Annotated in this window: 15 protein-coding genes; 11 read left to right on the forward strand and 4 right to left on the reverse strand. The window is 70.3% G+C overall.

All coding sequences use genetic code 11. The annotated features are described in order from the left end of the window. The first annotated feature begins 2 nt into the window (after window positions 1-2). The 4 genes from FEI13_RS13755 to FEI13_RS13770 all read left to right on the forward strand — a co-directional run bounded on the left by FEI13_RS13755 (window position 3) and on the right by FEI13_RS13770 (window position 3,759). Window positions 3-824: a M90 family metallopeptidase gene (locus FEI13_RS13755; protein WP_138182092.1), complete on the forward strand. Its 822-nt coding sequence runs from the start codon at window positions 3-5 to the stop codon at window positions 822-824. Window positions 825-929: 105 nt separating this feature from the next. After that, on the forward strand, window positions 930-1,694 hold the full coding sequence (locus FEI13_RS13760; RefSeq protein WP_138182093.1) for a glycosyltransferase family 2 protein: 765 nt from the start codon (window positions 930-932) through the stop codon (window positions 1,692-1,694). After that, entirely contained in the window at window positions 1,691-1,972 is a 282-nt protein-coding gene (locus FEI13_RS13765) for a lipid-A-disaccharide synthase N-terminal domain-containing protein (protein WP_138182094.1), read from the forward strand. Before FEI13_RS13760 ends, FEI13_RS13765 begins: the two co-directional genes overlap by 4 nt. 29 nt (window positions 1,973-2,001) lie before the next feature. Then, the gene (locus FEI13_RS13770; protein WP_138182095.1) at window positions 2,002-3,759 is read left to right on the forward strand and encodes an ArnT family glycosyltransferase; all 1,758 of its coding nucleotides are present in this window, start codon (window positions 2,002-2,004) and stop codon (window positions 3,757-3,759) included. On the opposite strand, the gene FEI13_RS13775 is transcribed toward FEI13_RS13770, so the two are convergent. Next, window positions 3,756-4,634 (reverse strand): LysR substrate-binding domain-containing protein, encoded by an 879-nt coding sequence (locus tag FEI13_RS13775; RefSeq protein WP_138182096.1) that lies wholly within the window; start codon window positions 4,632-4,634, stop codon window positions 3,756-3,758. The genes FEI13_RS13770 and FEI13_RS13775 overlap by 4 nt on opposite strands. 107 nt (window positions 4,635-4,741) lie before the next feature. Between FEI13_RS13775 and FEI13_RS13780 the strand changes: the two genes are divergently transcribed. Further along, window positions 4,742-5,914 (forward strand): TauD/TfdA family dioxygenase, encoded by a 1,173-nt coding sequence (locus FEI13_RS13780; RefSeq protein ID WP_138182097.1) that lies wholly within the window; start codon window positions 4,742-4,744, stop codon window positions 5,912-5,914. Window positions 5,915-6,010: 96 nt separating this feature from the next. Continuing rightward, entirely contained in the window at window positions 6,011-6,691 is a 681-nt protein-coding gene (locus FEI13_RS13785) for a TVP38/TMEM64 family protein (RefSeq protein WP_138182098.1), read from the forward strand. A gap of 6 nt (window positions 6,692-6,697) precedes the next feature. Here FEI13_RS13785 and FEI13_RS13790 read toward each other — a convergent pair whose 3' ends face one another. Together FEI13_RS13790 and FEI13_RS13795 are read right to left on the reverse strand one after the other, a co-directional pair. Next, window positions 6,698-8,026 (reverse strand): glycosyltransferase, encoded by a 1,329-nt coding sequence (locus tag FEI13_RS13790; protein ID WP_138182099.1) that lies wholly within the window; start codon window positions 8,024-8,026, stop codon window positions 6,698-6,700. Further along, complete coding sequence (locus FEI13_RS13795; protein WP_138182100.1) at window positions 8,023-8,973, reverse strand: LysR family transcriptional regulator; 951 nt, start codon at window positions 8,971-8,973, stop codon at window positions 8,023-8,025. The genes FEI13_RS13790 and FEI13_RS13795 overlap by 4 nt, the downstream gene beginning before the upstream one ends. 109 nt (window positions 8,974-9,082) lie before the next feature. Here FEI13_RS13795 and FEI13_RS13800 point away from each other — a divergent pair, with 109 nt between their 5' ends. Then, on the forward strand, window positions 9,083-10,156 hold the full coding sequence (locus tag FEI13_RS13800) for a tartrate dehydrogenase (RefSeq protein WP_138182101.1): 1,074 nt from the start codon (window positions 9,083-9,085) through the stop codon (window positions 10,154-10,156). Window positions 10,157-10,219: 63 nt separating this feature from the next. Here FEI13_RS13800 and FEI13_RS13805 read toward each other — a convergent pair whose 3' ends face one another. Beyond that, entirely contained in the window at window positions 10,220-11,110 is an 891-nt protein-coding gene (locus FEI13_RS13805) for a class I SAM-dependent methyltransferase (RefSeq protein WP_138182102.1), read from the reverse strand. Window positions 11,111-11,251: 141 nt separating this feature from the next. Here FEI13_RS13805 and FEI13_RS13810 point away from each other — a divergent pair, with 141 nt between their 5' ends. The 4 genes from FEI13_RS13810 to FEI13_RS13825 all read left to right on the forward strand — a co-directional run bounded on the left by FEI13_RS13810 (window position 11,252) and on the right by FEI13_RS13825 (window position 14,794). Further along, window positions 11,252-11,791, forward strand: coding sequence for a lipocalin family protein (locus FEI13_RS13810; protein WP_138182103.1), 540 nt, complete (start codon window positions 11,252-11,254; stop codon window positions 11,789-11,791). 116 nt (window positions 11,792-11,907) lie between these two features. Then, window positions 11,908-12,735: a DUF1338 domain-containing protein gene (locus FEI13_RS13815; RefSeq protein ID WP_240036531.1), complete on the forward strand. Its 828-nt coding sequence runs from the start codon at window positions 11,908-11,910 to the stop codon at window positions 12,733-12,735. Further along, window positions 12,725-13,711 carry a succinylglutamate desuccinylase gene (locus tag FEI13_RS13820; protein ID WP_138182122.1) on the forward strand — a complete coding sequence of 329 codons (987 nt, stop codon included), beginning with the start codon at window positions 12,725-12,727 and terminating at the stop codon, window positions 13,709-13,711. The genes FEI13_RS13815 and FEI13_RS13820 overlap by 11 nt, the downstream gene beginning before the upstream one ends. Before the next feature lie 312 nt (window positions 13,712-14,023). Next, on the forward strand, window positions 14,024-14,794 hold the full coding sequence (locus FEI13_RS13825) for an ABC transporter ATP-binding protein (protein ID WP_138182104.1): 771 nt from the start codon (window positions 14,024-14,026) through the stop codon (window positions 14,792-14,794). The last annotated feature ends 7 nt before the right edge of the window (window positions 14,795-14,801 follow it).

A 14,801-nucleotide genomic window follows, 5' to 3' on the forward strand; every position in this document is an offset into this window, starting at 1 on the left:
CCATGCTCGCCCGGCTGCTGCGCCTGGGGAGCCGGCGCTTCGAGCAACGCCACCCCGTCCCCGCCGCCGAGTGGGCCGAGGCCCGGGAACGGGTGGCGTTGCTCGCCGCCCTGCCCGACGACCAGGCCGAACGGCTCGGTCAGCGGGCCTGGCAGTTCGTGCATGCCAAGCGGTTGAGCCTGCACCCGGAGCTTGCCGAGACGATCACCTTCGACGCCCCGGCCCGGCTCGCCCTCGCGGGCCAGGCCTGCCTGCTGACCCTTGGCTGGTGCGAGAGCGAGCACATTGATGCCTTCGCCAACGTCCACGAGATCCTGATCCTTCCCGACGCCTTCCAGCGGCGGGTGGAAGAGATGGACGAGTTCGGCGTGGTCCACGAGTACGAAGACGAGCGCGCCGGCGAGACCTCCCTGCAGGGCCCGGTGGTGGTCGCCTGGCCCGACCTCATGGCAAGCGGCGGGCTCGACGGCTTCAACGTGCTGATCCACGAACTGGCCCACAAGCTCGACCTCGGTAACTCCCTGGACGTCGACGGCTTTCCGCCGCTGCCCAGAGAGATCGATCCGCGGGAGTGGTATCGCATCTTCATGGGGGTCTGGGAGGATCTCCAGGCGCGCCTCGCCCGGGGCGAGGCGACGCCCATCGACGACTACGCCGCGAGCCACCCGGGGGAGTGCTTCGCGGTCTGCTGCGAGCACTTCTTCAGCGATCCCGACCGCCTCCACCGGGCCTATCCGGCGCTCTATGGCCTGCTATCGCGCTATTTCCATCAGGATCCGCTGGCACGCCTCCCGTCGGACGCCGGCTCCCTACGCCCCGGCTAGCCCCGGTGCGCGACGCGGGCTCTCATCTGCTCCCATAAGCCTGTGGTAAGACTGGGGTGACAGAGTGCTGCATCGGCAAGCCCTGTCAGTGGAGAAGAAACCGCCGTGACCTCCCCCCTAGTATCCGTGATCGTTCCCGCCCGTGATGAAGCGGGCAACCTGCCCGGCCTGCTGAATGAAATCGACACTGCCCTGGCCACCATCGAGCATGAGGTGCTGGTCGTGGACGACGGCTCCCGGGATGACACCTGGGCGAAGCTCGAGGCGTGGGCGGCCGAAAATGCCAGGCTTCGCCCCCTGCGCCACACCGAGAGCGCCGGTCAGAGCACCTCGGTGTGGCAGGCCGGATACGAGGCCCGAGGCGAATGGCTGGCCACCCTGGACGGCGACGGCCAGAACGACCCCGCCGACCTGCCGAGCCTGATCGAACGGGCCCGCCAGGGCGACGTCACCCTGGTCGCCGGCCACCGCACCAGCCGTCATGATGACTGGCTCAAGCGTATCTCCTCGCGGGTCGCCAACGGCGTGCGCGCCCGGCTGCTGGGGGACGAGACCCCGGATACCGGCTGCGGGCTGAAGGTCATGCGGCGCGAGGCCTTCCTGCGCCTGCCCTACTTCAACCACATGCACCGCTTCCTGCCGGCGCTGGTCCAGGCCCAGGGCGGCCGCTGCGTCTCGCTGCCGGTCAATCATCGACCCCGGGGCGCCGGCCGCTCCCACTATGGTCTCAACGACCGGCTCTGGGCCGGCCTCGTCGACATGGCAGGCGTAATGTGGCTGCGTCGCCGCTCGCGCCTGCCGGCCGCACTCGAGACCCTCGCCCCGGTGGACACCGCGGCCCGAGACGAGCGGATGGAGCGCACGACATGACGGTCGAGTGGCTGTGGCTGGGCGTCGGCTTTCTGGGCCAGGCGCTGTTCTCCGCCCGCTTCCTGGTCCAGTGGCTGGCCAGCGAGCGCGCACGGCGCAGCATTGTGCCCCGGGCCTTCTGGTTCTTCAGCCTGGCCGGGGGGGTCACCCTGCTGGCCTACGCCCTCTACCGCCGTGATCCGGTGTTCATCGCCGGCCAGGGAGCGGGGCTGTTCATCTACGCGCGCAACCTGATGCTGATCCGCCGCGAGGTCCAGCTGCGCCGGGCCCGCCAGTGATAAACCGCCACACCGACCGGATCCTTTGCATGCATCGTCCCGCCTATCTCCATCACCTGCCCTCGCTGCACTGGCTCTGGCTGCTGGCACTGGCCGCGCTGTTCCTGAGCGTCGGGATGGGCATGCGTGATCCCTGGCCCGCCGACGAGCCGCGCTTCGCCCTGAACGCCCTGGAGATGCTGAAGACGGGGCAGTTCTGGATTCCCCACCGGGCCGGCGAGCCCTATCCCGACAAGCCGCCGATCTTCATGTGGGCCACGGCCGCCTCGATCCAGCTGAGCGGCTCGGTGCGTCTGGGCTTCCTGCTGCCCTCCTTGCTGGGCGCGCTGGGCACCCTGGCCCTGGTCATGGACCTGACTCGCCGGCTGCACGGCCGCCGGGTGGCGCTGCTCGCCGGCCTGGCCCTGCTGTCGAGCTTCCAGTTCGGGCTGCAGGCGCGCACCGCCCAGATCGACATGCTGGTCACCTTCTTCGTCATGCTGGGCACCTACGGCCTGCTACGCCATGCCCTGCTGGGGCCCGCCCGTCGCTGGTGGTTCATCGGCTGCGCCGGCATGGGACTCGGCATCCTTACCAAGGGAGTAGGCTTCCTGCCGCTGCTGATGCTGCCCCTCTGGACCCTGCTGGCCTGGCGACGGCAGGCGGTGCCCCTGGCGTGGCGCGACCTGGGGCTCGGCATTGCCGTGATCCTCGGCGTCGTCGCGCTCTGGGTGGTGCCCATGGCTCTCTACACCACCTTCTCCGACGACCCCGCCTTGGCGGCCTATCGCGACAACATCCTGTTCAAGCAGACCGGCGAGCGCTACGCCGATGCCTGGCACCACGTGAAGCCCTGGTACTACTACCTCCTCGAGGTAATCCCCTGGGCCTGGCTGCCCCTGGTGCTGGCCCTGCCCTGGCTGGTGCCCGCCTGGTGGCATCGTGCCCGGCGCCTCGATGCGCGGGTCCTGCTGCCGCTCGGCGGCCTGGTGCTGGTGATCGTCTTCTTCTCGTTCTCTCCCGGCAAGCGCGGCGTCTACCTGCTGCCGACCCTGCCGCTGCTGGTGCTGGCCTCGGCGCCGATGCTGGCGGGCCTGCTGAGCCGCCCGCGGCTCCACTGGCTGGGGGCCAGCGTGCTGGCCCTGTTCGGCATCGTGTTCCTCGCCGCCGGCGTGCTCGGCGCCCTGGGGCTGCCGCCCCTGGCCCGGCTGGCGAAGCATCACGGGGTCGTCCCCTGGGCCTGGTGGAGCCTACTCGGGCTCGTCGCCTTCGGACTGCTGGCCTGGGGGCGGCCGCGGCATGGCCTGCTGGCGCTGGCCGGCTGGCTGGCGGTGTTCTGGCTGAGTTGGTCGACCTGGGGGTACCAGCTGATGGACCCGGCGCGCTCCCCCCGCGATCTGATGGCCGAGATCGTGGCCCAGACCGGCCCGACGGCCTGGCTGGCCATGCCCGACTTCGACGAGGAGTTCGTGCTCCAGGCCCGTCAGCCGATGGTGCAGTTCGGCTACCACACGCCGGATGACGACCAGTTCCGTCGCGCCTTCGCCTGGCTGCAAGAGGCCCCCGGCGAGCGATGGATGCTGATGCCCCAGCATCGCGATGGCGAGATCGCCTGCGCGGACCTGACACGCGCCCGGGATCTCGGCGTGCAGAACAGCGAGGCCTGGTGGCTGATCCCGGGCAGCGCCTTCGGCGCCTGCCGGGGGGACCGCGAGGCCGCCCCGCTCTATATCGCCCCGACGACCCTCGCCGGCAACGAGACCGCAAGCGCCGAGCTCCACGACACACGACATCAGAGCCGGCCCTAGGCGGCCTCCTCGTCGAGGCTTGCCACCAGCCACTCCCACAGCCGTACGGTGTCGGAGCGTGCCTCGCCCCGCGTCGGCCTGACCAGCCAGAAGCGCTCCGCGGTGGGCAGCGCCAGTGAAAGCGGCGCCACCAAGTCACCGCGGCCTTCGGCGAGGCGTTGGTGCGTCAGCGCCACCCCGGCGCCCTGAGCGGCCAGGGCCAGGGTCATCACCTGGCTGTCGCAGGTGAGTGCGGCACAGCGCGACTCGAGGCCGGCCGGGCCGAACCGCTCCAGCCAGCTCGGCCAGCCCGCGGCGAAGCCCACCGCGTGCAGCAGGGTGTGGCCGGCCAGATCCGTCGGCGCGCGGATCGCCTGAGCGAGCGAGGGCGCGCAGACCGGCAGCATGGCATCGTCTCCCAGCGAGACCGCCTCCATCCCCGGCCAGTCGCCGCGGCCATAGCGAATCTCGATATCCGCGCCTTCGGGACCGAAGTCGTCCGGCCACAGGGCGCTCACCAGCCGCAGGGCAATATCGGGGCAGTCGCGCTGGAAAGCCGGCAGTCGGAGCGCCAGCCAATTCTGCTGAATCACCGGAGTGGTGCGCAGCGTCACCGGCGCCTCAGAGGCGCCACCGAAGACCTCATCGGTCCCCTCGACCAGGCGCGTGAAGGCGTCTTGCAGGCACGGCAGCCAGGCCTGCCCCGCCGGGGTCAAGCCGAGGCTGCGCGGATGACGCACGAAGAGCTTCTGGCCCAGGCGATCCTCGAGCAGGCGCACGCGCTGGCTGATCGCCGCCTGGGTCACGCCGAGCTCCTGACCGGCGGCGGTGAAGCTCAGGGTGCGTGCCGCCGTCTCGAAGGCCTGCAGCCACGGCAGGGGAGGAAGGCGGCTCATGAATAAGCTTGGCATAAGCTGAATAGGGTCATAGGGGCCAGATTAATCGTTTGTCGGTACCCCGACCAGTCTTCACCATGAGCGCATTCTTAAGGGAGGAGCCGATCATGACCGATACGCCGATCACCGACGCACGCACCGTGCAGCCCATGGGCGAACTGTCCCCGCACACCGAAGGGCCGCCGCTCATCGAGGCCACGGATGCCGGACGACAGCTGGCCCTGCGCTGGAGCAACGGCAACCAGGCCCGGTTTCCGCTGACCTGGCTGCGCGACCACTGCGCCTGCGCCGAGTGCCGCCACCCGATGACCCGGGAACGCCTCTACATGGCCCTGGAAGTGCCGGAACAAGCACCGGCCATGCGCCTCGAGGACGGCAACCTCATCCTGACCTGGGCCGATGGCCACGTCAGCCGCTTCGATGCCGTCTGGCTGCATCAGCGCCGCCCGGGCCAGACGCGCGACGATGCCGTGCCGTCTCGCCGCCCCTGGGCCCAGGACTACCGCCCGACCCGCGTCGCTCACGCCGACTTCATGGCCGGCACCGCAGGTGAGCGTGCCTGGCTCACCGCCCTGCTGCGCGATGGCCTGGTGCTGCTCGAGAACGGTCCGCTGGCCGACGAGGAAGTCCGCCGCCTGGCGGGCCGCATCGGGCCGCTGCGCGCCACCAACTTCGGTGCCCGCTTCGACGTGAAGTCCAAGCCCAACCCGAACAATGCCGCCTACACGGCCATTGGCCTGGCGCTGCACACCGACCTGCCCAACTGGCGCAACCCGCCGGATATCCAGCTGCTCTACTGCCTGGAGAACGACGCCGAGGGTGGCGAATCCACCTTCTTCGACGGCTTCGCCGCCGCCGAGGCCCTGCGTCGCCAGAACCCGGAAGCGTTCCGTCGGCTCAGCGAGACCGAGATCGACTTCCGCTTCCAGGATGAAGAGCATGACTTGGTGTGGACCGCGCCGCTGCTGTCCCTCGACGAGCAGGGCCAGGTCATCGAGGTGCGACTCAACAACTGGATCCGCGACACCCTGCGCCTCCCCCTCGAAGAGATCGATGCCTGGTACGACGCCTACCGCGCGTTCTGGGCGCTGGCACAGGATCCCCGGAACCGACTCGAGTTCTCCCTGGCCCCGGGCGAGATGGTCGCCTTCGACAACCGCCGGGTGCTGCACGGCCGCCGCGCCTTCGACCCGAGCACCGGCCGGCGCCACCTGCAGGGCACCTACCTCGACCTCGACATGTGCGAGTCCCGCCTGCGGGTGCTGGCGCGCCGGGGCTGAGACGGCGCCGGGAGGGGTGCGGCGGCACGCCGCCGCTTTGGCCGCCGCGCCCGCTGACGTATGCTTGGGGCCTCCTGCCCCATGGATACGCGCGACATGAGCCACCGCCTCGTCCTCGTCACCGGCCTGCTGGCCGCCCTCCTGGCCCTGGGCCTGCTCTGGCAGTGGCTCGCCATGCGCGACCTGCTGACGGTGGAGACCCTGATGACGCTGGTGACGGGAGCGGTGGCCTGGCGCGACGCCCCCTGGGCGGTCGCGGTGGTGATGGCGATCTACGCCGGTGCCTCGCTGGTGATGTTCCCGCTCAGCCTGCTGGTGGCGCTGACCGGCCTGATGTTCGGGCCCTGGTGGGGATTTGCCTACGCCCTGGCCGGCACCCTGACCGCATCAATACTGACCTGGTGGGTCGGGCGCCGGCTGGGCCGCGAGGCGCTGATGCGCCACGGCGGCCGGCGCCTCAAGGGCCTCTCGCGCTACCTTTCGGGGCGCGGCATCCGCACCATGACGCTGGTCAACCTGCTGCCGCTGGCCCCCTTCACCCTGACCAACATGATGGCCGGCGCCTTCCGCCTGCGCTTTCGCGACTACATGATCGGCTCGCTGCTGGGCATCGCCCCGGGGCTCGCCGGCGTCACCCTGCTGGGCAGCCAGCTGGGCCAGCTGGCCACCGCCGAGAGCCGCGGCGAGCTTTACTGGGCGATCGGCGGCCTGCTGGTCGGGGTGGCCCTGCTGGTCGGGCTGAAGCGCTGGTCGGAGCGGCGCCGTCGCGCCCGCTGAAGCGCGCTACTCCCGCGGCGCTTCGGTCTCGTCCTCCTCGCGGTGGCCGGGCCACCAGGCGGGACGCTCCTGCTCCCACTCCTCCTGCACCAGGTGGCGCAGCAGGCGGCCGCGATGGCGCAGTATCTGCCACTCGGCGCCCAGCCGATGGCGGATCCGCTCCCAGCCCCCCTCGTCGGCGTGGGTGAAGGGCCCGCCCCGGGCGACGGCGTGGCGATAGACGGCCAGGCAGCGCGCGGCGCAGCGCGCCTCGTCATAGCCATCGGCCGTCTCCAGGGCCGCCTCGGCCAGCGGCGCCCGCGCCTCATGAACGGCCAGCGCGGCGAGCGCCTCGGCCATGAGATCGAGGTCGTCCCCCGGGATCAGCCGCCCGTTGCGGCCCTCGACCACCACCTCGCGCACCCCCGGGGCGGCGACGGCCACCACCGGCAAGCCGGCCGCCATGGCCTCGGCCACCACCATGCCCTGGGTCTCGCTATGGGAGGCGAAGGCGAAGACGTCCATGGCATGGTAGGCATCGATCAGGGGCTGCCCCTGGAGGCGGCCGGTGAAGTGCAGCCGGTCCGCCACGCCCTGCGCCTCGGCCACTGTCTGGATATCGCCTCGGGCCTCGCCCTCGCCCACCACCAGGAAGTGGGCCTCGGGCCGAGCGACCAGCGCCGCGGCTACCGCCTCGGTCAGGAACGCCAGGTTCTTCTCCAGCGCCAGCCGGCCTAGGTGGCCGATCACGTAGGCCCCGTCGGGAATGCCCAGGCGAGCGCGCCACTCCCGGCCATCGCCGAGGGCGAAGCGCGCGGTGTCCACGCCGCTCGGCACCACGCTGATGGCGGGATTGGCCTCCCGTCGCAGCAGCAGGCCGCGGATGCTCTCGCTGGGCGCGATCACCTCGTCGCACAGCCAGGTGTACTGGGTAGCCAGGGCCACCGCGAAGCGTTGCATGCGCGGCGAGTCGCCGGGCACGTAGTGGGTGTAGTGCTCGTAGAGGGTGTGGTGGGTGAAGATCAGCGGCAGGCCGTAGGTCTCGGCCGCCCGGGCGGCAGTATCGCCCAGCAGGAAGGGGTGATGGGCATGGACGATGTCCGGCTCGAAGGCCTCGATCGCCTCGTGGAGCTGGCCAGGGATCGGCACCGGCAGCGAGAAGTCGCTGCCGTTGAAGTGCTGCATGGCCGCCACCCGCACCACGTCGCCCTCCTCGGCAGGCTGCCCCTCCAGGCGCGGCGCCACCACCAGCACCCGGTGGCCGGCGACCTGCAGCTGGCGCTTGAGCCGCTGAACCGACTCGCTGACCCCGCCGACGATGGGCAGGTAGGTGTTGGTGAACATCAGCACATTCACGGGGACGTCTCTCCACGGATCGCAGTGGCGTCATTCTGCCGGGGTGGCACGCGACTGGCCATCTCCTGTTCAAGATAGGCGACGAAGGACCGTAGGCGAGTGGGAACGTGACGGCGCTGTCGGTAGACCGCATGGAAGTCGGCGCGAACGCCCTGCCAGTCGGGCAGCAGCTCGACCAGTCGCCCCTGCCGGAGAGGCTCGTGCACGTCCCACCAGGAACGCAGGGCGATGCCGTGGCCGTCCAGGGCGAACCGCATGATCGTCTCCCCGTCGTTGCTGGCCGGCGCCCCGCCCACCTTCACCGCCTGCTCCACCGCGGGGGCGTCGCGCCGCTGGAAGCGCCAGACGGCGAAGTCGCTGTCGTTCTCGCGCAGCAGCAGACAGGGCAGCAAGGCCAGGTCGGCCGGTGTGCGCAGGGGCGGCAGGGTCGCCGCCCGCGCGGGCGCGGCGCAGAGCACCCGCCGGTTGGCGAGGATCCGCCGGGCCACCAGGCGGGAGTCCGGCGGCTCACCCACCCGGATGCCGATGTCGAAGGCCTGGTCGCCGAGGCTCAGCGGGAAGCCGGAGAGCTCCAGCGTCGCCTCGATGCCGGGATGCTCACGGCAGAAGGCCGAGAGCAGCGGGGCCACGTGGCGGCGGCCGAAGCCGAAGGTGGCATTGACCCGCAGCGGACCGGAGAGCTCGGCGCGATGCTCGCCGAGGGACTCCTCGAGCTCGCTGAGCTCCTCGAGGATCATCCCCCCGCGGGCGAGGTAGCGCTCCCCCTCGGCGGTCAGGGCCAGGCGGCGGGTGGTGCGGCTGGCGAGCTCCACGCCCAGCCGCGCCTCCAGCTGCTTGAGGCGCTTGCTTACCGCCGACAGCGAGAGCCCGAGCTCCCGGGCCGTGGCCGTGAGGCTGCCGGCATGGGCCAGGCGCCGGAAGAAGGCCAGGTCATCGAGGGGCGACATGCGACTCTCCACTCTCATTCAACAATACGTTGAAGGATACCGCGATTATCTTTCCTCCGTGCAGGACTAGACTCGCAGGCACGACCCATGCACCCGCAGGAGGAATACCATGACCCATCGCATCGCCGTCATTCCCGGCGACGGCATCGGCAAGGAGGTGATGCCCGAGGGGCTGCGCGCCCTCGAGGCCGCCGCCAGGCGCTTCGGCATCGACCTCGCCCTCGAGCACTTCGACTTCGCCAGCTGCGACTATTACGCCGCGCATGGCCAGATGCTGCCCGACGACTGGTTCGAGCAGCTCAAGGACGCCGATGCCATCTTCTACGGTGCCGTGGGCTGGCCGGAGACGGTCCCCGACCACATCTCCCTGTGGGGCTCGCTGCTGCAGTTCCGTCGACGCTTCGACCAGTACGTCAACCTGCGCCCCTGCAAGCTGCTGCCCGGCGTGAAGAGCCCGCTGGCAGATCGCAAACCCGGCGATATCGACTTCTACGTGGTTCGCGAGAATACCGAGGGCGAGTATTCCAGCGTCGGCGGCAAGATGTTCGAGGGTACCGATCGCGAGGTGGTGATCCAGGAGACCGTGATGACCCGCACCGGCGTCGACCGGGTGCTGAAGTACGCCTTCGACCTCGCCCAGACCCGCCCGCGCCGGAAACTCACCTCGGCCACCAAGTCCAACGGCATCGCCATCACCATGCCCTGGTGGGACGAGCGCGTGAAGGCCATGGGCGTGCACTACCCCGAGGTCTCGGTGGACCAGTTCCACATCGACATCCTGACGGCCAACTTCGTGATGCACCCCGACTGGTTCGACGTGGTGGTGGCCAGCAACCTGTTCGGCGACATCCTCTCCGACCTGGGCCCGGCCTGCACCGGCACGATCGGCGTGGCGCCCTCGGCCAACATCAACCCGGACGGCACCTTCCCGAGCCTCTTCGAACCAGTGCACGGCAGCGCCCCGGACATCGCCGGGCGCGGCATCGCCAACCCCATCGGTCAGATCTGGTCGGCCGCCATGATGCTCGAGCACCTGGGCCACCAGGATGCCGGACAGGCCATCGTCGACGCCTTCGAGGCGGTGCTCAGCGAGGGTGACCCCACGGTGCTGACGCCAGACGTGGGCGGCCACGGCACCACCGAGACCCTCGGCCGCGCCATCGCCGCGCGCATCGCCGGCTGACCCCCGACGCTGGCCGCGGCGAGCCGGCCGGCGCGGCCTGATCGCCCTCGCCCGGCCGAGGCCTCAGGCCTTGCGCCACACCCCCTCGAGGATGCGCACTCGATCGGCGGCCAGGTTGTCGCGCAGGTTGCACCCCATCTGCGCGAAGGCCTCGCCGAAGATCAGCGACGGTCCCGGCAGGGCGGGCACCGAGCGTGAAGCCCCCGGCGGTGCCACGCCGACCTCCCGGCGGCTGTGCTTGCGTCGCCAGTCGAGGGCCGCTGCGGTGACGTCCTGCACCGCCACCGGGGCGAAGCCACCCTCGACGAGCAGTGCCTCCAGGGCCTCTTGGGCGCGCAGGTGGCTGGTCGCGGCGTCGCGCGCCCAGGGCACCGGGAGCATGAGCGGCGAGGCGTCCTGACCCGCCACCACCTCGTGCAGCAGTACCCGGCCGCCCGGTACCAGCAGCCGCCGCCATTCGGCCAGCACCGCCGCCGCGTCGGGCATGTTCATCAGCGCATGCTGGCACCAGACGAGATCCATGCGGGCAGCCGGCAGCGGCACCCGTGCGGCATCGGCACACAGGAAGCGCGTGCGCTCCTCGAGCCCGGTGGCGCGGCTCAGCCAGGCGGCCACCTCGACGAAGGCCGCGGTGATGTCGAGTCCCGTCACATCACAGCCGAACTCCGCGGCCAGCAGCCGGCTGGCCCCGCCGGTGCCGCACCCCACGTCAAGCACCCGAGCGCCGGGCGCCAGCTCGCCCAGGGTCGCCAGCGACCGGCTGGCCTGCCGCCCCCCGAGGTGCAGCTGGTCGATGCCGGCGATCTCATCGAGGGTCAGCCGGTCCGGGTCACAGCCCACCGCGCGAAAGGCGCCGCGCAGCCGGGCCGGCAGGCTTTGCCCGTCACCGGCGTGGGGCGCATCATAATGGGCAACGAGGGGGCGGGCGGCGAAGCGATCCACGGGGTCGGTCATGGCGGCGTCCTGGCGGCATCATGAGAAACAAGGGGCGTCGCCAGTCTAACCGCCGAGGGCCCGGCCCCCCATCGTGCAAAGGTCACAGCCGTGGCCGCGGCCGCCGTTGCTCGACCGTGTTTCGACAAGGAGTCACCCGCGATGTCCCGAACGCTGCTCACCACGGCCCTGCTGGGGCTCGGCCTCGCCGGCTGCACCGGCCTGCCCGAGGGCACCCGCGCCGTCACCGGCTTCGAGCTCGAGCGCTACCTCGGCCAGTGGTACGAGATCGCCCGCCTGGACCACGCCTTCGAGGAGGGGCTGGACTGCGTCACCGCCGACTACAGGCGGCGCGAGGTGGGCGGCGTGCGGGTGGTCAATCGCGGCGTGGACCTCGCCGCCGGGGAAGAGAGCGTCGCCGAGGGCAAGGCCTACCCGATCGGCGAGTCGGGACAGGGGCGGCTGAAGGTGAGCTTCTTCGGCCCCTTCTATGCCGGCTACAACGTGCTCGCGCTGGATGAGGCGTACGACTGGGCCCTGGTGGCCGGCCCCGACCGCGACTACCTGTGGATCCTCTCACGCACGCCGGAACTGGAGTCCAACACCTACCGCTCGCTGGTCGAGCGCGCCCGGGCGCTCGACTTCCCGGTGGAGCGGCTGATCGAGGTGGAACAGGGCGAGGCCTGCGCCGCCTGGCGCTGAGGGAAGTTTCACTCTGGGCCCCGCCACTTTCATCCGACCGACGCGGGGCCTTGAGTCCACCGGGCAGTGACGGGAAGGTGTCGCCAACCACCATCACGCCAACAATAGGTGCCAGCATGCCCTCCGAGATGAGCCTCGAGCAGTTCTTCGCCCGCCTCTGGGACGACTATACCGCCATGACGCCCCAGGCGAGCCGCATCCACGATGCCCTAGTCGCCGACGGCGAGACCATCGTCAACGACCACGTGGCCTTTCGTACCTTCGATCGCGGACCGATCCGCCTGGCCGACCTGGAGCCCCACCTGCTGGCGCTGGGCTATACCCGACTGGAGCCCTACGACTTCGAGGCCAAGAAGCTGCGCGCTTGGGGCTACCTGCCGCCGCGGGCGGACCAGCCCAGGGTCTTCCTCTCGGAGCTGAAGTGCCGTGAGCTCTCGGCCCGTACCCAGGAAATCATCGACGAACTGGTCGACCAGATCGATCCCACTCGGACCGCCACGCCCGAGGTGATGTGGGCCGGTCGCCTCTGGGAGACGCCGACCTGGGCGGAATACCGGACCCTGGCTGAGGAGAGCGAGTACGCCGCCTGGCTGTCGATCATCGGCCTGCGAGCCAACCACTTCACGATCAGCGTCAACCACCTGCACCGCCACGACACCCTGGAGAAGCTGCTGGCGAAGGTCGAGTCGCTGGGACTGGGTATCAATGACTCGGGCGGACGCATCAAGGGCTCGCCGGAGGTGCTGCTCGAGCAGGCCTCGACGCTCGCCGACCGCATGCCCTTCACCTTCGCCGGCGGCCGGGTCGAGGAGATCCCCACCTGCTACTATGAGTTCGCCCGCCGCTATGCCGACGCCAAGGGCCGGCTCTACCAGGGCTTCGTCGCCGCCAGCGCCGACCGGATCTTCGAGTCCACCGATGCACGACCCGATCATGTTGGCTGAGTGGCTGGACCAGGCGCTGGACGGGCGCGCAACCACCCCGCGCGAGGGGCGCCTGCCCGGCGGGCGTTATCGACTGCTCGCCCCCGGCGTACTCGAGCTCTCGCCGGATGCCTGCGCCGCCGAGGCCCATGCCGGTGTGCTCTCGGTCGGCGTCCACGGCAACGAGACAGCGCCCATCGAGCTGCTGGGAGCGGTCCTCGCGCGCCTCGAGGCGGGCCTGTTGACGCTGGGCGCGCCGCTGCTGGTAATCCTGGGCAACCCGGAGGCGATCCGGCACGGCGAGCGCTTCGTCGAGACCAACCTCAACCGGCTGTTCCGGCGCGACCTCGACGAGGCGGGTGACGAGCCCGACCGGGCCCGGACGCTGATGGCCGCGGTGGACGCCTTCTATGGCCGTCACGCCGCGCTTGCCCCACTGCACTACGACCTGCACACGGCGATCCGCGACAGCCGCTTCCCGCGCTTCGTGGTCGAGCCCTTCGGCGAGACGCCGACGCCCCCCGAGCAGTGGCGCTGGCTGGCCGGTGCCGACATCCAAGCGGTGCTTCACCAGCACCGCCACAGCTGGACCTTCTCGCACTACTCGAAGCACTACCACGGCGCGGCGGCCTTCACCCTGGAGCTGGGGCGCGCCCGGCCCTTCGGCGCCAACGACCTCGCGCCCCTGGCCCCCATGGGCCGGCTGCTCGAGGTGCTGGTCGAGGGCCGAGCGCCCGAGTGCGCAGCCCCGGCCGAGATGGCCTTCTTCCGCGCCGAGCACGAACTGCTGCGCCATGACCCGGACTTCCGGCTCTGCTTTCCCGACGACACACCGAACTTCACCGAATTCCTGCCGGGCACCCGGCTCGCCGTGGATGCCAGCGCCGGCGCCTTCGATGTCGGCGAGACGCCGCTGTCGGTGGTCTTTCCCAATGCCGAGGTCGAGATCGGCGCCCGGGCGGCGCTGCTGGTGGTCCCGAGCCCGCCGCCGGCCTGATGGCTGGCCCCGCTCGGGGCCATGCCCGATCCACACCACGGACAATAACAACAGCCAGGAGATACCCCATGACCCATGCCCCAAGCCCTCTGGATCACGCCAGACTCGCCGAGACGTCGTGGCCCCCTCCCGGAATGGCTCCGGCCTGTTAGAATCGCCCCCTTTTTGATCGCCGATCCGTGGATCACGGGCCTGCGTCGATCAAGGACCCACGTCGATCACGAAAGCATGCTGGTCATAGACCGGCGTTGATCGCCCCCGCGCCGGCCGACCCTCGATGCGGCGGACCACCCACGATCTGGAGCCCGTTTCATGGCCGATACCCCGATTCCGCTGGAAGTGCGCAATATCACCAAGCGCTTCGGCGATACCGAAGTCCTCAAGGGCCTCTCCCTGAAGGCCCACAAGGGCGATGTGATCACCCTGATCGGAGCCTCCGGCTCCGGCAAGAGTACCTTCCTGCGCTGCATGAACCTGCTCGAGCAGCCCAACGAAGGCGACCTGATCGTCCACGGCGAACAGATCCGCTTCAAGGAGACCAAGCACGGCCGCGAGCCGGCCGACTGGAAGCAGGTGGTGCGCATGCGCGCCAAGCTCTCCATGGTCTTCCAGAGCTTCAACCTCTGGGCCCACATGACGCTGCTCGAGAACATCATCGAGGCCCCGGTCCATGTGCTCGGCAAGTCCAAGCAGGAGGCGATCGCCCATGCTCGCGAGTTGCTCGAGCGGGTTGGCCTGGCCGAGCGCGCCGACTACTATCCGGCCCAGATGTCCGGTGGCCAGCAGCAGCGCGGCGCCATCGCCCGGGCGCTGGCCATGGACCCGGAGGTGATGCTGTTCGACGAGCCCACCTCGGCGCTGGACCCGGAGCTCGTGGGCGACGTCCTCAAGGTGATGCGCGACCTCGCCAAGGAGGGACGCACCATGATCGTGGTGACCCACGAGATGGCCTTCGCCCGCGACGTCTCCACCGAGGTGATCTACCTGCACCAGGGACAGGTCGAGGAGGCCGGGCCGCCCGACGAGGTGCTCGGCAATCCCCGCTCCGAGCGCCTCAAGCAGTTCCTGGCGCCCAAGCACTGATGGGCCG

The sequence above is a fragment of the Halomonas urmiana genome (genome assembly GCF_005780185.1).
Taxonomy (GTDB): domain Bacteria; phylum Pseudomonadota; class Gammaproteobacteria; order Pseudomonadales; family Halomonadaceae; genus Halomonas; species Halomonas urmiana.